Genomic DNA, 18,899 nt, shown 5'->3' with positions numbered 1-18,899 from the left:
AAAAAATGATACTGGCGAGGTCGTACAAGATAATGAGATAGGGTTTGCGTTTTAGATATGGGAGTTACAATATCTCACAAATTGGGACTTAAAAAAATACATGTCCCTAACGCGCTTAATAATGCAGAAAATGCTGCAAAAGCTATCAAAGAAAATCAGGCAAAATTATTAGATATACCTATCGAAATAAGGAGACAAAGCGATTGCTCATTATTTATAGATATAGGAGAATGCGAAACTCTTTCTTTTAAATTCAAAAGCGTAAAAGAAATAAAGAATGAAGAGAGAGAAAGTGAATACAGCTATACATGGGCAACGCTTTCTAACGATGGCAAAACAGAATTAGATGAGGGATATAAAATAGATACATTTCCTCAAAATGAAATATATTACTGTTCTTCATTCTGCAAAACACAGTTCGCGAATAATGTTGTGCAGCACAAATGGGTTGCAGATATTATAAAAGTAGTTGCGTCACATTGCCTCATTGCTGAAGTGTACGATGAAGGCGATTATTACCACGCAGGCAATCTCGAAGATGCAAGTGCGGCCATTGCTGAAAATGGAAAATTGATTGATTCTATTTCTGGTTTACTTTGCGGTTATCAGCTCATCAAAGGAGGTCAAACAAAAATTAAGCCCCTTAAAAAAAGAAAAAAGTCTTATGAAATATTCAAGGAAAAAAGTCTAAGCCACAACAAATGCAAAATGCCTGGATGCAACAGAACAGCCACACAAGAAAGTGGTTACTGTCATTCTTGTGATAAATCCGAAGATTAAGACAAAATGCAAAATTGAACCGTAAAAATTAGTTTTATTGCCTACTATTACGTAAGTCGATTTTCATACAGACAAAACGTGAAAAGAGTTTTAACCAGGCACACCTTTACATAATAAATACAGCGATTTTTTATAAATAATATCCGATTGCCTTCCACGTTTTTTTAAATCAATATCATACCCGAACAATATTTTTTTACTTTCTCCTACGGTCAGATTCTACATCCTGGAATTAAAAAATGAGACATCCCTATTCTAATCCCGAAATCGAAAGGCATTTATATTTTTTTTGAAAGCCGTGAAAGTTTTAAAAAGCATATACCTTCCATACCGGTGAATTAATACCGGCTGCGTACAAAACACGCCATTCGTAGGCGATCATGGAATGCTCCCATTGGTTATATGGTATGTTTGGCCCGCAGGCATTACCGCACTGCGCACCTTCTATCCATAGGCAATCATATTGTTTATGTCAGTAATCAATATATTGTGCTTCTTATTTTTTCTTTTTCCGCAATGAATCGATTATCACCTTCGCCACTTCTTCACGTTTCTGCTGCGTTTCCTTTTCAGTTGTAGTGCGATACTTTGCTTTTACCTTATACCCGCCGACCCGTCTTTCTTTCAATTCCGTTTTAGGCATATGTTCGTCCAAGTATGCAAACAAGGCATCAGGTTCAAAAACGAATACATTTGTTCTTTTCTCCGGCGGCAGCACACCATTGATAGCAGAACGGATTTTCTCAATGTTCCGTTTATGCTGGGTGCAAACAATGATAGTGCCATAGCCGGCATCCAGGCATTTCATCACATTGTGCAATTCCCAGTTGGCCTTCGTAGTGACGGATATTTCGACTGCAATCGTTTTGCCATCTCGTTCAAGTAGGACATCAACGAATCCTTTTCCGTCAGGGGTTAGTGCTTCAATTGTTGCTTTATACCCTCGGTCATCTTCCGCCATTCTCTTAATACGATTTTGAAGCGATGTATGCAGGCGGACTTCTGCCGTTTGCAAGAACTCTTGGGCTTCCGGCGTGTCGGTAACTTCTTTTGGATCTGTGGTTGTGCGTATTGGCGCCGGTTCTGGCAGTGCCCGTATAGTTATTGGTGTCTTCGCCTGTCGTTCTTCCTTTGCTTGTTCCTGCGATGCCTCCTTTTCCGGTACCACTTCTTCAAAAGGGATATAATCTTCTTCCTTTGGTTCGGCAGACTGCTCTTTTCTTTTCTGCTTTGGTTCTTCCGATGCTTTAGTACGCATGCTTTCTGCAAGCATTTCCTCCACTTCCCCTTTCGGCGTTCCGTATGCCTTTCTCGAGCACTCAATGATCTGTTCCTGCACCTCGCCTGGAACATCCGATTTTTCGAGCGGCACCGTGTTCAATGAAAAATCGAAATCCGGCTTTTCGATGCGGGCAATCGCTTCGCCGGTCCCGAGGTTCTGCAAGTCTTTCGTGTCGAAGAATGAAAAGCCGTCTTCCAGCTTCCGGGCATCGGTTTCGCCCAAGCGAAAGCAGATGCGGGTGCCGGCGTTTGCCAATATTGCGCTTGCAAGCTCGGAATCGGATACCTGCGCCATAGACTGGTGCGCCAATATCAGGCCCAGGTGATATTTCCTGGTACCTGAAAGAATGGATGACATTGAGGGTGTGATGAAATGCTGAAACTCGTCAACGTATAAAAAGAAGTCTCGGCGGGTTTCCTGGGCCTGCGCTTGTCGGGCCATCGCTGCCTGTTGGATTTTGGCGGTGATGAATGTCCCTAAGAGATATGAGTTCTCCGAGCCGATCAGCCCCTGCGAGAGCTTCACCAGGATGATTTTTCCTTCATCCATCATGCTGCTGAAATCGATGCCCTTATGTTGGCAGACCATGTTCCGAATGAGCTTTGGCCGCAAAAAGCTATCAAGGCGGGTTAGTATTGAACCGATGGAACTTGTTTTGAGCAGCGGGTATTCATGCTTCCAATAGTATAAAACGCTGGGGTCGGCCACGGTGCGCAGAATTGAATCCCGGTATCCCTTCTCCACCAGGAAGCGGCGCAAGTCTGCCAGCGTCCCGCCCTGGCTGCTTTCCAAAAATGCCAGTACCGCGTTTGCAAACACGCTGTTCATCTGGTCTCCCCAGCTGGTTGAAAGCCGCTTAAAGGCGGCAACCAAATCGGATGCGAGAATATCTTTCTCGATGTCGCTGTGCGCGGTCAGTATGTTGAAACCAACCGGATGCTCGGCATCTGCCGGGTCAATGATCAAGACGTCTTTTTTTCTGCGCTCCGGTATGTATGGCAGGATCTTTTCAACAAGATCGCCATGCGGGTCTAAGACGCACAAGCCGGTGTTATTGCGTATGTCCTGCACGATCATATTGAGCAGCAAGGTGCTCTTTCCGGTCCCGGTAGCGCCAATAAGGTGCATGTGCCGCAAACGGGGAGCTATCGGAATAGAAACGGTAGCCTCCTTGCCTTGGTGCTTGTTCTTGCCGAGCAATAATCCCACACCGGTGGCAATGCCTGGCACCGCTTTGGTCTTCCGGGTATCGCGTACCAGTTTTTGAGAAGGAATGCTAACGGACGGATAGTGAACGAAATTTGCCAGCTCCTTGCTGTTTACAATCATGCCTAGCCGGCGCGTTCTCCGATACAGCAGATCGCCCAAATGGTCTGCATACTCATACTCGTCATTAGACAAGAGCATTAGGCTATTGTTGGCGCTCTTTGACTGTCGCACCAGCGCGTCCCCCACCGCCCAGGCAAGCTTGCCTGCGCTCTCCGCATCCTTAGCGCTTGCCATGACGCGAATGATCGAAGCAAACAGCGGGGCAGAAATTTTTTGCTTCGCTCCGGCAACCATTTCCGGCGCGTCCTCGAAAAACGGCTTGCCATTGCCGGCATGCACTGAACGCACGATACTTTCAGCCCAAGGGTTTCGGCATCCTTGGAATACAACCTGCACCGCCGCGCGCTTCCCTTCCGGCATTTGTTCAAGAATCCCGAACAAGCTGCCATGCGGATCGAAGTCCAGGCTGTTTGGCATGGCAAGCGGCAGCATGAACTCCTGGCGCAGCCCGAGCTCATACGCCTGCACTGATTCTACGAAAATGCCGAACAGGGAATCTTCATATTCAATCAGGCTGCAGCCGGGGAAATAAATTTGCATCTGGCCTTGCAGATATGCCGCATCATCATTGGCACAGACGAATTGCACTTGTATCGCGCCTGCCGTTGCAATCAGCTCGAATGATATCGGATAGCTGCAGGCAGCGAGCATTATAATGAACTGCTCCGTTTCGAACTGCGGCACCTTCTGGCCTTTCGGAAATGAGAGCGAAAAGAAACGCAATGGATACTCTTCCTCAAACGGAAATGCCTGGATGGTGTCTTCCTCCGCCGGGTCCTCTTCCTTCGGCGGAGCAAACATTTTTTTCAGCTCTCCGAATATGCCACCTACCAGCCCGGGCCGCTTGCCATCATCAATGATTGCATTGCTGGCTTCGCTGAAAATAAAAGGCACAAACGCCGGCTCGGGATCTACCGGCACTGGAAACACATGCCATCCGCGCCCGCGTTCATCCCACGCCCGGAACTGGTCAGTGAGGTATTGTGAGCGTGTATAGAGCATTCCGCTATTGTCTTTCTGCTTCTACTGGAATGCGTTCAAGTTCCTTATGCCCCCTGGTGCCATTTTCTGCGGCAACCAAGTCGACTGCATCCTTGAGCAGCTCATCGACGAACTGCTTGAACATGTTCTCTGAATCCACTTGATAGTATGTCTTGCCGAACATCGCGAGTTCAAGGAGCGGGCCGATCTTGGGAATGGCGCGAACCAACTTGCGAGAGATAGTAGAGGTGTCTACCTGCCAGTATGAAATGAAGAACGCATGACCGAAGGGCGCGGCGCAAATATCATATACATGCTCTTTGCGGGACACGCGAAGATACACCCGGCTTGAGGACAGCATGCCGCCTTCCGGGTGGGTAACCCGTCGCACTTTAACGTCAGGCAGCTTCATGTCACGAATATAGTTTTCGAGGAAGCCGTAGAATTCTTCGGCTGAGAGATGCAGCAGATCAAAACCCTTCAACCAGTTGTCGGTTTCGAGCGCATTGCGGCGAATCTTGCCGACCAGATATCCGACGAATAGAAGCAGCATGAACACCATAAAGTATTGCAGCAATGTCAACTGGGGCGATGAATAGGCGCTTTGAAGAAAATAGAAATTCAAGAATACATGTGCAAGCATTTTGTTTTGGTTTTTACGGTTAGTGATGTGGGTTAAATCAGGACAGGTGAGAAAGCTGTAGAAAAGGTATGAAAAAAATACGTGCCGCAATCTTGCAAAACACTGATTCCCGTTATGCAATTAAACATCCGAAACAACCATATGCACGTGTGCATATGGTTGTTTCGGATGTGCCAACGGCGATGTGTAGCACATACATGCGCTAAAGCTCATCGCCGGCGGCAGGCGTGTACTGAAGGTAATTTATGAAAATCCTTTTAGTGATTATTCAAAGCATAAGAAAGCTAGGCTTGGTAAACACTTAGCTTGATGGTGCTTAATGAGTTTACTCAATAAAAGTGCTTAATGCTTTCTTTAATTCTTATTGGCACTTTCTTTTTTCGTAGAATCATCCTGATCGTAAAAACCTCCGATCTCTAACCCCTTTTTGAAGGATGCTTTTTCGCCGGAAAAAAGAAACTTGAGCAAGCGCCAGAAGAACGAGGGGCGTTTCTTCGGTTTCTCTTTAAAGGTTTGCTTAAACGTCCATGTTTTGTAGGGTTGGTTCTCGTTGCCGGTATTGTTGATAATACGCATTACTTTCTCTTCTGGTGAAGGAGTCGAATCACCGTCAGATTCTTTTTCTAAAAGGCTGTTGTTTTCTCTTTTTTCTCCTTCGTTCTCTATTCCATGTCCTGGAGTAGTTTCCTGAGATTCGATACCGAGCTCCTGACGCAGCTGGCCAATGCGTTCCTGCGTTTGAGCCGCTTCTGCCTGGCGGGCAATTACAGCAGTTTCATCTTTCATTTCAGAGGCAATGAGCGCCTGCTGTTCTTCGGGGGTAAGTGCCCGCTCGGTATTCGATGCTTCAAGGGCATTTTCTTCTTGCCCTTCCAGGGCAGGCGCCTCGGCAGGCATGGTTTCAAATCTTGGTTCTGGCATATAGCTAATTATAGCATTCAACGAAACCTTTGAATTATCGCCAGTGCCAAACCGGCGGTTATGCGGGTATCCGCCTTTTGTATTGCTCTATCAACTGAAATCCCTTTTTCGTTTTGCCGATAGGAATGAGGTAGCAGGGGCCATGTTCCGAATCGATTTTTGTAAGCGTTTCCAGCTGCTTTTGCATTTCCTGGATTTCAAACATGAACAGTTGGTTTTCATTCACCTTCTCTCCTTGGCGCTCATACACGGCAATAATAACCGGCACGTTAGTTATTTTCGTAGTCATGTTTCCGTGTTTCGGAAAATCCTCCACATTAAAGTGGAAATATCGTTCCCCCTGCTCCCGCTTAAATGCCTTGCATTTCACGTCCACTTCGATGCCTCCCGCGTTGCGGATAATGAAATCGCCGCGCTTGATGGCGCACTTGGCAATTTTATAAGCCTTCTTATAGCTTTCCTTATCCTGGTTGATCTCTTGCACCACCAGTCCGCGATCTTCGGCCTGCCGCTTAAATACATACTGGGCTTTCAATCCCGCCCGGAGCTGCGGATCGGTAAACTGCTTGTACCGTTCGCACTGGCCGGCGATCTCCGGCCGCCAGTGTTCTTCCCCTTCATAGATGATCGAATCCTTTGTAAGCTCTGACACGTCAGCCAATGCCTCGTATGTTTTTACATACCGGTGCACCATCTGGTTTCCTTCTTTCATTATGATGACATGAAATCCCATAGCAATTAGCTTCATTTGGTTTATAACTGAATATGCTTGCTACTTAGATCAGGCTTTATGAATAGAAGTAGAGAGGTGTCAATTGTATGAAGTGAATTTGAGCTTTGTGGCGTGCTCTATTCACTATATACGCTTTCAATCAGATTGTACTTTAAAATTAAAAAAAATTCAGCGCATCAGCAAAAGGATAATCTTCACTAAACCATATGTAAAACCGAGTATTACCAGCAACTCGAAGAATTTTAAAACCCTTTTTACTATCTCAATAGTGTGTGGGTTCGGGTCCTTTATGTGTATGTAGAACCATAAAAATTTTATAAGGACTTCGCTTTGTTGATTGTGGTTCGTACAATCAGAAGATACATGTTCTGTTACCTTACCAGGTTTCTGTTTTGAACTGGACATAATTGGTGCAATTTTTTATTATCCCATTCAATGCCTGGCGGGCCAGGACAAATCTATTTAGCTTTTTTATTGCACCCTTCAAACCATGGAATAAGTTTTATGCCCATCTAACTAGATGAAATAAACGTTTATTATTATTTTATTAATAGCCCCCTTCATTGAATAATTTAAAAACTTATTCCACTTTAGCCGGCGATTTGTTGAAAAATCAGTATAGCCTCGGAAATGTACTGGCGAAGGTGGCTATAACCTATTGCTGGGCTTTGCACTGCTGGCCTGCCGCGCCCCTCGCGCCCGCCCCGCCCACTGCAGGGTGCAGGAGCGCGTAGCGCGGGCACACTGCAAACCGCTGTTACGGCCATTAAAATGAGCCGGAGCAAAGCGGAGGCTATGCAAATTAATAAAGGTGGGCGGGGCAGCGCAGGGGCGCATAAGCGTCGCCCCCGCAATGGAAAACTCACGATATGCCTTAGCCTCTATAGAGTTTTTCATTGCCAGGGCGACGCGCTAAAAATTGGAAGCGGAGTGGCCTGCCAAGGCTGCTTGTTTTGCGACCGGAAATGTAGCGCAATGGAACCGTAGGTGCAATGAAGCGGAATGAGGGAGGAAAATAAGCAGCTTTGAGGCAGGACACGGGAGCTTCCCGAGGCGGATCTTCGAACTATACAAAAAGCGTGACACGCAGGACCGAGTGGTAAAATTTTCCATGTAGCCCGCGGAATGGAAAATTTTCCACTCGGCAAAGCATGTCCTGAATGCCATGCAATGGCGTTTAGGTCTTGCTTTGTGCTGGCGCGCCTTTTTGTGTTCGATGATCCGCCGAGACCTTATTGACCTGCGTTTGGCTTTGTTCTACCGATAAATGGTATGTACTAGTGCTGGGCTTTGTACTGAAGAGTGCGTGTGTGGGTGTTGTGCGACGGAAAGCTGAAGCAAGCACAGGCGTACAAGTGTGCGACGCAACGGAAGATAAATAGATTTGTTGGTGCCGACATCAACTGCATTAGAATGAGTACCGATCATTATTGTATTTCCGTGATTTTTCAATTCACGATACTTGTTTTTTAGGACGTCCGCCTTTCTTTCCATTTTCACGAGAAGCATTTACTTTTCTTTTTGATCGTGATTTTCCCCCGAGTCTCCCCAGTGCTACAGCTGATGCATTTTTATGGTTCATATTTTAATATATGATTTATCTCTTGTTGTTTTTAATCCGTTTGTAAATTTTATCGTATAGGTTTTTTTATTGACTTTTTGTACGATACCAGACCCATAAACCCAATCAATAATAGCACTTCCGACTGTGATTTTGGTATCTGCAATGGCTCTCTGCACTATACGTTTTACTTCGGCGTCTCCTTTATTTCTGTTTGCAAAATTCAGTAAATTTTCAGCCTTTTCTCTGAACCGCTTTGCTTTCGCATAAAGTATATTTATTTTATTGTGCATAGCTTCTCGACGCTCATATACTTTTTCATGGGATCTTTGAGAATAATGCCCTAACAAAATAGGTTGCGTCCAATCAAAATCTCCATATACCTTTTGAAAGCTATCATAAATTTCCTTTGACTTTTTTTCTGCTATTGCCGCCCAGTTTACATATTGGGCAGCTTTTATTCGCGCTCTATCTTTAGTCATATTATGCAAGCTTTATTTTTCGAAGCGCTACCCTTCTTCCAACCATTATTTCAATATGACCATTTTTATATAAAAACCCTATGTGTTCCTTTTTGCTCTTTTCATTTGAAACTACAACCATTGTAGTTCCATTTTTCCAAGTCTCTGATTTGTGAATTATTTTGTAGTGTGACATATGCTTTCGGGAATCGAGTTTCTTTTGTGTTTCTCTTCCCGATATACATATAATAACCTAACCGCTTGGGTTATGCAAGTTTTTGTTAGCAGTAAACGAAATATACTAAGTCGCCTTTTTGTAAGACTTCCACCCAAACTGGCCTTTAGTTTTTCCATCAAAACTACCCTAGTCGCGCAGTGCACCACTTTCTGCGGCTTGCCTTTTGCCAAGAGCAAAGATTATCGGGATATCTATTCAGAAAAGCTTTCAAAGTGATCGAAGTAAAAGCAAAAGGGAAAGCTGAGGTTGAAAAAATTTGCATATCTGATAATTCTTTGTAATTTGTTAGCTAGGATAAGGTTTAATGGTTAATGGTATTTGATTAGTGTAGCCTCTTTTCCCCTCCGGGTAAGAGGCTTTTTTGTGACCGAGCAAGAAAGACGGCATTGGAAACCATAGTTTTGTATTTTACAGTGCAATTCTTCCTTGCTTCTAGTTCACTGGATGTTTTCATTTCTGATTGCTTAATTAAAAATACTGATGTTCCCGAGCCGCATTGTGCTTATTGATGACGATCAGGATGACGGATATATATTCGACCTCGCCCTGAAACATCTTCCTTGGGAGATTCAATTCCAGCATATCCAGGACAGTGATCGCGCGCTCGCCATCCTTTCCGAAAAGGAATTTACCCCGCCAGACATGCTGTTCCTCGATTGGAACATGCCGAAATTTGATGGAAAGCAATGCCTGCTCCGCATTCGGGCAATCCCTGGGTATGATTTGCTGCCCATTGTCATCTGCAGCACGTGAAATCATCCCCAACTAAAAGAAGAGGCTCGCCAGCTCGGCGCTTACTGCTTCATGGCCAAGCCGTCAACCATTAAAGAACTGACTGAAAAGCTTGAGCTGCTGTTTACATCCAGCAGAATGCAATCAAAACCTTGATGTTTTATATGGATGTATTTGTCGATTGCATTCACCTAGAAGTCTGGATAGCTTACTGATTAATCGGCCCGCTATTCAACTTTTGGTAGTAATCAATCTTTCAAAGTGGCCCTTGCAGAAACCACGAAATTGCAAATCAAAGCATAGGAAAAATGTACCAGATACGCAATAAGACTCTGCTTAAAGAGTCTACTAATGTCAATAAATAATTTATCTTTGAAAGGTAAGCGACCTCGTTGAAAAAAAAAAAGCCAGCTTGAAAGCTGGCCTAAGCTTGCTTCACGAGCAACCATTGGACAGAATAGAGGCTAGTGTTACAAGTTGAATCGCAATTTTAAGAATAAGGGTAAGATCCTCAGTTCCCAGTTTACGATTCTTTTTCATTTTGCGGAGCTTACTCCTTTTTTTAATGGACTTCATCATTGAAATTTTCCCGGGAAGAGTCCAGTATGTCCATTATGCGAATTGCCCCAAACGGGGCAATTTTAATGAGGCGCCAATTTAGCAAAAAAAGGAACGAAACTAACGAGTGTTAACATCTAAAAACTTCAAGAAAACTTGCACTTTTTTTACAGTTTTTCTTGAACTCTTTTTTTTAATAAATTAAGGATGATTTTCCCCCAAATCCTTATCCAGAAAGGCTTTCATGATTTTTCTGAAGATTGATAAATGTTTCTTCTTTACTTATCTGCACGTGTCTAGTCCTGTTAGTAAAAATATAGTTGAAATTCTCTTTAGTCTAAAATATAAAATCTACTGTTTTAATATCATATCAGCTAATTAGTTCCAACTGCATTGTTTCGTCATTAGTAGCCCCGTACCCCTTAAAAACTCTGGTGCCCAAGGAACCTTAAAAACAGTGGTTTCAGTGCACTCGCTTTATGAACCAGTTATGGCTTTGATTTTTATGAAACAAAAGAAATTAAAAGAGCTTTTTGAGAGCTACTTTGAGCCTCTTTGTAATTACATAGTTAACAAAGTTGGCGACATAGATAAGGCAAGAGATATAGTCACTGACGCATTCAGGTATTTATATCACGAAGCGAAAGGCATAGAGAATATGCCTATGGAAAAACTAGTAGAATTAGTACTTACGAAAACTCTGGAAGGATGTATTGTTCATTTTCAGGAAAAGGATGACAAATATGAATCCTCCGATAAGACACCAAATAATATCCAAAATTTCGAGCGGAGCGTTGAAGAGATAATGATTGAAAAAGAGTTGCATGACCTAATGAATAAAGTCAATCCCAACTTTACGGAAAAGGAAAAGGTCGCCTTCAATCTTTTTTTTTCAGGTGTCGAAACAAAAATAGCGGCAGAAATAATGGGGATAAGTAGGTCTACATATCGAACTCATAAAAGCATTGCAATAAAAAAAATACGCAACGCCTTGTTTAAATCAGGATGGGGCTTCTCAGCTTGACAGTTCTTTTAAATGGCTGCATTCCATACCATTAATCATTAAACTTTATTCTTATCTAAATTTCATCAAAGTGGAAGCTAATAAAATTGCACTATTAATTTTTAGATACCAAAAAAACAACTTGCAGGACCATGAGCAAGAAGAATTGCAAGAATGGCTAGAGCAATCACAAGAGAACAGAGATTTTTTTAATCGCGTAACGGCCAATGGATATCAGGAAACGATTGCCAAAATTGACAAGGCAGCTGTTTGGCAAAAAATTGTCGCCCCCTCTCGCGAAAAGCAAAGCCGGAAAATTAAGTTCACATATCAAGAGGTTATTGCAGCAGCAATCATCCTTTTACTCCTGTCAGTTGCTTTATATGCTTACATAATTAAAAACAGCTTTGATCATAAATACACTTTAAAAACAAAAGATTCGCAAGACCGCCCTAAAGAAGCAGGAAAACAAATTTCCGTTTCCAGTAATTTGCTTGCAATTCCTTTTGTTCGATTATGGAATGGAGCAATCATCGACTTAAATACATTATCAAGTATCCAGCCTTTACGTATTGGGCATTTGCAAATCACATATGCAAACCGACACATTAAATTCGATACTATTCCGGGATTTGGCAAATTTGACGCCTTCACATTTCCCTTCTTTTTCTTTATGGAAAACTCAATTACAAGCCCCCCGAATTATAAAATTCATGTAACACTGCCAGATGGCACCGAAATAACACTCAACGAAAAATCAACATTACAATTTTCTTCCCCATATGTAACCAATGCTCGAAGGGTTGAATTGTCTGGGGAAGCATATTTCAAAGTGAAGCCACAATACCTTATTGATGTTTCTAAAGTTCCATTTTTTGTCAAAGCCAATTCAATGGAAATAAAAGTAACTGGAACAGAATTTAATGTGACCGCTGATAAGAACAACGGCACCGTTAGGACAACGCTAATTGAAGGGCAGATTGAAGCTATAAAGGATACAGTTGTACGCAAATTAGTTCCTGGCCAAGAGATCACTTTAAACGACCGGGGTGAACTAACAAGTCCCAAACAAATAAATGTAAAAAAGGCCGTTGCTTGGAAGATGTCAATAAAATATAAAAATGCATCAGTTCAAGAAGTGCTGAAAGAGATAGAAAGGTTGTATGGCGTAACAATAATCTGTAATGAAACATTCGATAATGAGCTGACCATTACGATTCCTCCTCAAAAGACTGCCCGAGAAGCTCTAGAATTTATTAGAAAATTAAAGGTGGCCAACTACACGATTGACGGAAAAATTGCAATTGTTAAAAAATATTCACCATTGCCATGAATATTGCTCTAATGTTAACTCTGACTCTATTCGTACTTTCATTTAAGTCACCCAACCAAACTATCCATGACAGAGTCACCATAAACGTAACGAATGCTGATTTCGAGCAAGTACTTGAGGAAATTAAAAGACAAACTGGCTATAGCTTCAATTATGATAGGGCAATTCTACAAATTGTTGGAAAAGTTACTTTACATGAAAAAAACGTAAAGGTAAAAACGGTTTTAGAAAAATGCTTTAGAAATAAACCATTAACGTGTGAATTTGATCCTACAGTAATTACGATTACGAAAATAGAATCTAGAAATAATAGTAAAAGGAAGCCTCAGGTAAAAATACCATTCAAAGCTGTAAACGAAGATGGAGAAACTTTGCAAGAGTATGAAGTTAAGGTGTGGAATAATTCTAAGATTGTTTATTCCCAAGTTAGAGGAAATGATTTATATCTCCCAGATTCAAATGCCAGGATTATTGTGTCTGCCCCCGGTTATCACACAGTTGACACCATTGTAAACATAGTGCCGCAAATACCGTTATTGACTTTGTCATTGAAGCCTGATCACCGGGCCCTGGATGTGATTATAAAATTAGGATATGGAAAAACTACCAGAAGACTGAATACAAGCAATGTTACCAAAATAAGCGCTAAAGAATTTCAGACCCCAATCTGGAATGGCTTTCCTTCCTTACTATCAGGTCGTGTGCCGGGATTATTAGTTACACAAACCAATGGATTACCCTCTTCTTTTATAAAAACTCAAGTACAAGGACAGAGCTCCATCGGAACCAAGCGCGGAAGACTCCCTCTTAATGATCCTTTATATGTTATCGATGGAGTTCCTTTTGCCGCTAACAATAATAGCTTACAGGTTCTCAGTTCTGGCTCAGCCTTAGGATCTTATGGCAGAAGTCCTTTGGTGAATGTGGATGTAAATGACATTGAAAGTGTAGAAGTTCTCAAAGATGCTGACGGAACCGCAATCTATGGAAGTCGCGGTGCAAAGGGAGTAGTTTTAATAACAAGCAAACAGGGGAAGCCTGGCAGTTTATCTATTTCCGCGGATATACAAACCGGCATAGGCACGCTCACAAGACGCCCTAAAATGTTAAACACGGAACAGTATATTCAAATGAGACAAGAAGCATTGCGGAATGATAATCAAAGCTTATCTAGCACAGACAAAGACTTGTTGCTGTTAGATGCAAGTCAGTATATAGATTTCAATAAAGTTCTATTGGGAAGTTCAGCCAAAAGCCAATACGCCGGCATTTCCATTTCCAGTGGGTCGAAAAATATACACTATTATTTAAGTGGAAACTACCATCAGCAAACAACGGTATTTCCAGGAAATCTGGGAGAAGATCGGGGCAATTTGCATTTCCGGATTACTTATAAATCACCAAACCGCAGACTGACAACAACTTGGTCGGGCAGCTATTGTAATGATGCGACCAGTTTAATTTTAACTGACCTAACTACCACCTTGATATTACCTCCCCATTCACCACAGTTATTCGACGGCACCGGCAAACTGAACTGGGGCCACCCAAGCTTTCCCTATAGTAATCCTCTTGCTCTGCTATACCAACCCTATTGTGCTCGGACAGAAAATTCACTCGCCAGTTTATTTCTAAACTATCGAATCTCAAGTAACCTTACTATCAAAGCCACTATCGGGTATAACAAGATTGGCTCTTCAGAAACAAGCATTATCCCGATTAAATCATTAAACCCCTACAACGCGGGCGATACAGGTACTGCTTTCTTCGGCGAATCTGCTTATAAAAGCTTTATCGCGGAACCTCAGCTTGAATATTATCAGTATCTAGGGAAAGGAAAATTAACTGTACTCATTGGTTCGTCCTTTCAGAAAATAATAAACAACAATAGCCGGTATACTGCATCAGGTTACACGAATGACGACGACTATCGCAACCCAACAGCAGCAGCCAATATTAACTATGCACCTCCCCTTCAAAATAAATATAGCTATAGAGCGATGTTTGGGCGCGTGAGCTATATATGGTCAGATAAATATATTGCAAACTTCACAAGTAGAATAGAAGCATCAGACCGGCAAGAATGGACAACCCGAATCGGGCAGTTTGGAGCCATTGGCATTGGATGGATATTTACAAACGAGCCTTTTTTGATAGAAAAAAGCCAATACTTAAGCTTTGGAAAGATTCGCGCAAGCGTAGGTACTACTGGTGGCGATCCAATTGGAGACTATCAATATTTTGATGGCCTTAGTAGGAATAGTTCCAACACAAGCAATAATGACCACTCCAAACTCGAATGGGAAAAGACCTGGAAATTGAACTGTGGTCTAGAACTAGGACTATTTCAGGATCGAATGTATTTTTCCGTTGATTACTTTCGAAATAGAAGCAGTAACCAGCTTATTACTATGCCTAGCCGAAATGGCTCAAACAGTTCCATTGTAACTAACTGGCCGGCCATAGTTCAAAATTCAGGCTTTGAATTTGTGTTGCAATTTAAAAGTGATGACAAGAAAAAATTTGGTTGGTCAACCAATGTCGCCCTAACGATTCCACGTAATAAACTGATATCATTTCCTGAGCTTCAAGATTCGCCCTATAAACTTCTTTTCAAAGAAGGAGAATCTTTAACGATGCAGCAGGGGTATCATTCGTTAGGGGTTAATCCTAACAATGGGATTTTTAGCTTTGAGGATAAAAATGGAGATCAAAAGCTTAATTTTTCTGACGATTATTCTATGTCCGGCAACCTTGATCCCAAAGCATATGGAGGGCTAAGCTTAAATTTATCGTATAAAAACTGGCATTTGGGTTCTTTATTAGAAGGAAGAATACAACAAGGTTACAGCTACATTTATAAGATTTATAAAATAGCTCCTCCAGGAACTGCGATGGCAAACCAACCCACACAAGTATTAAATCGGTGGCAAAAACCTGGCGACAAGTCTGTGTTTCAACTGTACACTACAGGCAGTAACAGTTTGGCGTATGATGCATACCAAAACATGCAACAATCTGATGCGCGATTTGCCGACGCTTCTTTTATAAGAGTAAAAAACATTACCCTTTCATTCGATTTCCCTCCCAAATGGTTGTTGAAGCCACATTTAAAGAGCGCCAGTTTATATTTTCAGGCAACTAATTCTGCTGTTATTACAAAGTACAAACTTATGGATCCTGAAACTCAGGAATTAAACTCATTACCACCATTGAAAACATATGTGCTTGGCGTGCATCTCAGTTTGTAGGACTTCTTGCATATACGAATTATGGGTGCGAATACAGCCATTTACTTACGTAATATGGATTAATTGGCGCCGGCGGATTTCCGCTGACATTTGCAGGCGTATACCCTTTTTCACGAACCGTGTACGGAGCATACGGAAATTCATCCAGGCCGGTCAAGTCGATCTCGTCATCGACCAAATTCTGCCGCAAATAAGTTCCATTAGCGCTGAACCAAAAGTAGTTTGTCCAATCTGTCCTCTTCTTCTTACTAATTGATTGATCTGTGAATGCTGGCATAACGCAGAACATAACGACAACAGTTACCCAAAAAATTAACACTGACAAAGATTTCGTTTGTTTCATACGCTGTGTCTTGCTTTGTTGCTCAAAAGCAAGAAAACTCTAAGTTTTACAATACGTTGCTGAGTTTAACAACATACGGAGAGCTTACCTTAGTTTTTTATAGGCTCGGATCTAAAGACATACATAGGTAAGCTGAGTTCTTTGGAGGGACTGATCTTTTAGTTTGTTGGGCTGGATACTTATATATAAAACAACTCATTGGCTGATATGACAAAAAATAACTATAATAAATTTGAGCAACGAATAGATTTTGCCATAAGCTTCCAAGGAAATGATTGGAGCTATCTTATATATTGATAAATATCTGCCTACTTAGGTTTATGATACATCGTCTTAAAATTAACAATGCTTACCATATCTACATAATTCTTCATTTCTACAGTTCTTTCAGTGTCGGAGAGTAAGTGTATGCACTCTGGTAACGGTACCGGTATTGTCTTTATCATACCAGCGCAAAACCATTTCCTGCGCGTTGAGTTCTATAATGTCGCATAAGCTACCCAAGCCAGTGATGAATACTTGATCTGGCGAAATTGATAACTTTGTTTCCCCGCTTTGTAAAAACCACGTTAGCTTCAGAGATTGGTAGTCTGCCGGGGCGCACTTTAATGTGCCATTGTTTGCTTCAAGAGTGCCGTCTTTGCTGAATACATAGTAGTTGTCTCTCTCGCATGCTTTATACGTGCTGTACATATCTGTAATAAGTTGACCGTTCAGATATCGTCCTGGGAGAATTGAATCGGCTACTATTTTCCAGGGCTTAGCGGTGAGCAGCTCTGCTTTTGAGAGAGTGCTGCCGCTTTTCGAACATGCATACAACAGCACGAGACAAATGGCGGGGAGTATTATTTTTCTCATATAGTAAGCATAAAAAACAGATGTATAAAGAAGTTTTGAAAGAACAGTATAAATATAGGAAGGAAAAATATTTGTAGATGTGTAAACGAACGTATACCCACCAACGATTTTTGGATGTTTTGTTAAGGATTCAAATTGGAAACCCCAATATTCTCAAGGCTTGACTTAGATCAAAAACTTGACTTTTTGTCAATAATGTGGAAAAGTATTTGTTCGTATGCCCATCAACAATATAAACGAGCAATTACACATGAGATATGCCTGTCCCTATTACCGCAAGTCCACCGGCAAGCAGGAGCTGAGCCTGGAAGTGCAACAGGATGCGGTACACAGCTTTGTGAGTGCTAAGAAATGGCACGTACTCAAAGAGTTTACGGAAGTTGAAAGCGGCAAAAAGCACACGAACCGGCCGCAATTATTAGAGGCCCTAGCCTTTTGCCGAAAGCAAAATGCAGTGCTTGTGATTGCCAAACTGGACCGGCTTGCCCGGAATGTTGCCTTCATTTCCAGTCTTATGGAAAGCAAGGTGCAGTTTGTCGCTACTGACTACCCGGATGCTTCCAAAACCATGCTGCACATGCTGGCGGTGTTTGCAGAGTTTGAACGGGATCAAATAAGTATACGCACTAAAGAGGGGCTCCAAGCTACAAAACGTCGGGGGACTGTCTTGGGCAAACATGGAAAGGTGCTGGCAGAGCAGAATAAACGAGATGCAGACAAGTTTGCAAAAGCCCTGCAGCCTACATTTGAAGAGCTACGTGATATGCGGATTACAAGTGTTCGGAAAATAGCTGATGAATTAAACAGGCGGAAAGTACCGACGTTTCATAATAGAGGCAAGTGGCATGGTAGAAGTGTATGGAATATGATGCGGCGATTACTGGACTAAAAGGGTGGCTTGAAAGTAAAGGGATTGAAGTTTGTATGTTTATCATAAAAATCAACTCCTTCAGCCGTTTTAAGTTTAGCGACAACAAAGTATGTAATTGGTGTAAATACAATTTCAACAAATACTTTTATTACCCAGCCAGACATTATTGAAGTTAAAAGAACATTTAGAGGCAATACACCATACAAGCCAATTATATAGAACACGGATGTATTTACTAATTGGCCTGCAATAGTTGAGGAGATTGTTCGTGTCCAAAGGAACTTACCTCTAGTAACAATTTTTAACTTAGCCAATATAAAATTATTAGTTATATCACCAGCAAAAACAGCCAACCAGCCGCCAATTAAAATTCTCGGCACTTGCCCTAAAACACGGGTATAAGCATCATTAGCATCAAATATTTTCGATGGATTTAATGCAACAACTAGCATATAAATTATACCTGCGAGAATCGAACTAATCATTACAGTCCATAAAACATTCCTCGCATTTGCATAACCATATACTTCTGTAAGAATATCAGAAAAAATATATGTTATAGGAAAAAAAAGTACCGTTACAGAAACAGGAAATGTAAAAAAGTCAATCAGTTTACCGGCAGAAACATCAGAAACAAGTTGAAATGTAATATACAAACAAGTAATAAACCCTAAATACTTATATCGTTTTTCAATTTGCATATAAATTTTTTAACAGTAAATCAATATTCTCATCGCTGTTTGGTTTGAAATCTTCTCCATTTGGGCTTATTAATTGCATAAACAAAGTCGCAACTGTATGGGCAATTTCTGGCTTTAATAGCTCATATTTACTTGCTATACCTTCTCCAATTTCCAACCCTCTATAAGCGATTGTTTTCTCTTTAGAATCATCAATAATTCGATAAAAAATATAGGGATATGTATACCACTTTTTATGTAAATTTTTAATCTCTAAAATTTCACTTAATTGAGTGGAATTATTATTCATTTTACGCTTTATAGCTAGTTTAGCAAGTGTT

General features: G+C 41.6%; 15 protein-coding genes. 6 read left to right on the top strand and 9 right to left on the bottom strand.

What is annotated here, in order from left to right:
• Positions 1 to 81 precede the first annotated feature (81 nt).
• Positions 82 to 780 (top strand): hypothetical protein, encoded by a 699-nt coding sequence (locus A4R26_RS04165; RefSeq protein WP_133054536.1) that lies wholly within the window; start codon positions 82 to 84, stop codon positions 778 to 780.
• A gap of 496 nt (positions 781 to 1,276) precedes the next feature.
• On the opposite strand, the gene A4R26_RS04160 is transcribed toward A4R26_RS04165, so the two are convergent.
• From A4R26_RS04160 to A4R26_RS04130, 5 genes are all read right to left on the bottom strand, one after another.
• Complete coding sequence (locus A4R26_RS04160) at positions 1,277 to 4,393, bottom strand: type IV secretory system conjugative DNA transfer family protein (RefSeq protein WP_081160916.1); 3,117 nt, start codon at positions 4,391 to 4,393, stop codon at positions 1,277 to 1,279.
• 4 nt (positions 4,394 to 4,397) lie between these two features.
• Entirely contained in the window at positions 4,398 to 5,015 is a 618-nt protein-coding gene (locus A4R26_RS04155; RefSeq protein WP_081160911.1) for a hypothetical protein, read from the bottom strand.
• A gap of 354 nt (positions 5,016 to 5,369) precedes the next feature.
• Positions 5,370 to 5,936: a hypothetical protein gene (locus tag A4R26_RS04150; RefSeq protein ID WP_133054535.1), complete on the bottom strand. Its 567-nt coding sequence runs from the start codon at positions 5,934 to 5,936 to the stop codon at positions 5,370 to 5,372.
• A gap of 58 nt (positions 5,937 to 5,994) precedes the next feature.
• Positions 5,995 to 6,648, bottom strand: coding sequence for a hypothetical protein (locus A4R26_RS04145; protein ID WP_081160902.1), 654 nt, complete (start codon positions 6,646 to 6,648; stop codon positions 5,995 to 5,997).
• A gap of 1,599 nt (positions 6,649 to 8,247) precedes the next feature.
• Positions 8,248 to 8,712, bottom strand: coding sequence for a DUF3560 domain-containing protein (locus A4R26_RS04130; protein WP_081160889.1), 465 nt, complete (start codon positions 8,710 to 8,712; stop codon positions 8,248 to 8,250).
• Positions 8,713 to 9,409: 697 nt separating this feature from the next.
• Between A4R26_RS04130 and A4R26_RS04125 the strand changes: the two genes are divergently transcribed.
• The 4 genes from A4R26_RS04125 (at position 9,410) to A4R26_RS04110 (ending at position 15,806) form a co-directional block, all read left to right on the top strand.
• A complete protein-coding gene (locus A4R26_RS04125; protein WP_242674816.1) occupies positions 9,410 to 9,682 on the top strand; it encodes a response regulator in 273 nt (90 codons plus the stop codon).
• Positions 9,683 to 10,685: 1,003 nt separating this feature from the next.
• Positions 10,686 to 11,243, top strand: coding sequence for an RNA polymerase sigma factor (locus tag A4R26_RS04120; protein ID WP_081160885.1), 558 nt, complete (start codon positions 10,686 to 10,688; stop codon positions 11,241 to 11,243).
• A 70-nt stretch (positions 11,244 to 11,313) separates the two neighbouring features.
• The gene (locus A4R26_RS04115) at positions 11,314 to 12,555 is read left to right on the top strand and encodes a FecR family protein (protein WP_081160883.1); all 1,242 of its coding nucleotides are present in this window, start codon (positions 11,314 to 11,316) and stop codon (positions 12,553 to 12,555) included.
• Positions 12,552 to 15,806, top strand: a complete 3,255-nt coding sequence (locus A4R26_RS04110; protein ID WP_081160877.1) for a SusC/RagA family TonB-linked outer membrane protein — start codon at positions 12,552 to 12,554, stop codon at positions 15,804 to 15,806. Before A4R26_RS04115 ends, A4R26_RS04110 begins: the two co-directional genes overlap by 4 nt.
• A gap of 19 nt (positions 15,807 to 15,825) precedes the next feature.
• Here A4R26_RS04110 and A4R26_RS04105 read toward each other — a convergent pair whose 3' ends face one another.
• Together A4R26_RS04105 and A4R26_RS04100 are read right to left on the bottom strand one after the other, a co-directional pair.
• Positions 15,826 to 16,149, bottom strand: a complete 324-nt coding sequence (locus A4R26_RS04105) for a hypothetical protein (RefSeq protein ID WP_081160874.1) — start codon at positions 16,147 to 16,149, stop codon at positions 15,826 to 15,828.
• 387 nt (positions 16,150 to 16,536) lie between these two features.
• A complete protein-coding gene (locus A4R26_RS04100) occupies positions 16,537 to 17,007 on the bottom strand; it encodes a hypothetical protein (protein WP_081160872.1) in 471 nt (156 codons plus the stop codon).
• 250 nt (positions 17,008 to 17,257) lie between these two features.
• Here A4R26_RS04100 and A4R26_RS04095 point away from each other — a divergent pair, with 250 nt between their 5' ends.
• On the top strand, positions 17,258 to 17,896 hold the full coding sequence (locus tag A4R26_RS04095) for a recombinase family protein (protein ID WP_081161268.1): 639 nt from the start codon (positions 17,258 to 17,260) through the stop codon (positions 17,894 to 17,896).
• Here the strand turns inward: A4R26_RS04095 and A4R26_RS04090 are convergent.
• Together A4R26_RS04090 and A4R26_RS34755 are read right to left on the bottom strand one after the other, a co-directional pair.
• Complete coding sequence (locus tag A4R26_RS04090; RefSeq protein WP_081160869.1) at positions 17,893 to 18,579, bottom strand: queuosine precursor transporter; 687 nt, start codon at positions 18,577 to 18,579, stop codon at positions 17,893 to 17,895. The two genes, A4R26_RS04095 and A4R26_RS04090, sit on opposite strands and share 4 nt — an antisense overlap.
• Positions 18,569 to 18,899 (bottom strand): hypothetical protein (locus A4R26_RS34755; RefSeq protein WP_165760141.1); only part of this gene is annotated, 331 nt, incomplete at its 5' end. The genes A4R26_RS34755 and A4R26_RS04090, both read right to left, overlap by 11 nt.

It is taken from the genome of Niastella populi, assembly GCF_002078015.1.
GTDB lineage: Bacteria > Bacteroidota > Bacteroidia > Chitinophagales > Chitinophagaceae > Niastella > Niastella populi.
This window is presented reverse-complemented; position numbering and strand designations above follow the sequence as displayed.

Bases quoted from the DNA above. Each gene is read 5' to 3' on its own strand.
- A4R26_RS04130 (WP_081160889.1), bottom strand. From the start codon at position 8,712: ATGACTAAAGATAGAGCGCGAATAAAAGCTGCCCAATATGTAAACTGG.
- A4R26_RS04160 (WP_081160916.1), bottom strand. From the start codon at position 4,393: ATGCTCTATACACGCTCACAATACCTCACTGACCAGTTCCGGGCGTGG.
- A4R26_RS04095 (WP_081161268.1), top strand. From the start codon at position 17,258: ATGAGATATGCCTGTCCCTATTACCGCAAGTCCACCGGCAAGCAGGAG.
- A4R26_RS04110 (WP_081160877.1), top strand. From the start codon at position 12,552: ATGAATATTGCTCTAATGTTAACTCTGACTCTATTCGTACTTTCATTT.
- A4R26_RS04105 (WP_081160874.1), bottom strand. From the start codon at position 16,149: ATGAAACAAACGAAATCTTTGTCAGTGTTAATTTTTTGGGTAACTGTT.
- A4R26_RS04090 (WP_081160869.1), bottom strand. From the start codon at position 18,579: ATGCAAATTGAAAAACGATATAAGTATTTAGGGTTTATTACTTGTTTG.
- A4R26_RS04100 (WP_081160872.1), bottom strand. From the start codon at position 17,007: ATGAGAAAAATAATACTCCCCGCCATTTGTCTCGTGCTGTTGTATGCA.
- A4R26_RS04145 (WP_081160902.1), bottom strand. From the start codon at position 6,648: ATGAAAGAAGGAAACCAGATGGTGCACCGGTATGTAAAAACATACGAG.
- A4R26_RS04125 (WP_242674816.1), top strand. From the start codon at position 9,410: ATGTTCCCGAGCCGCATTGTGCTTATTGATGACGATCAGGATGACGGA.
- A4R26_RS04155 (WP_081160911.1), bottom strand. From the start codon at position 5,015: ATGCTTGCACATGTATTCTTGAATTTCTATTTTCTTCAAAGCGCCTAT.
- A4R26_RS04150 (WP_133054535.1), bottom strand. From the start codon at position 5,936: ATGCCAGAACCAAGATTTGAAACCATGCCTGCCGAGGCGCCTGCCCTG.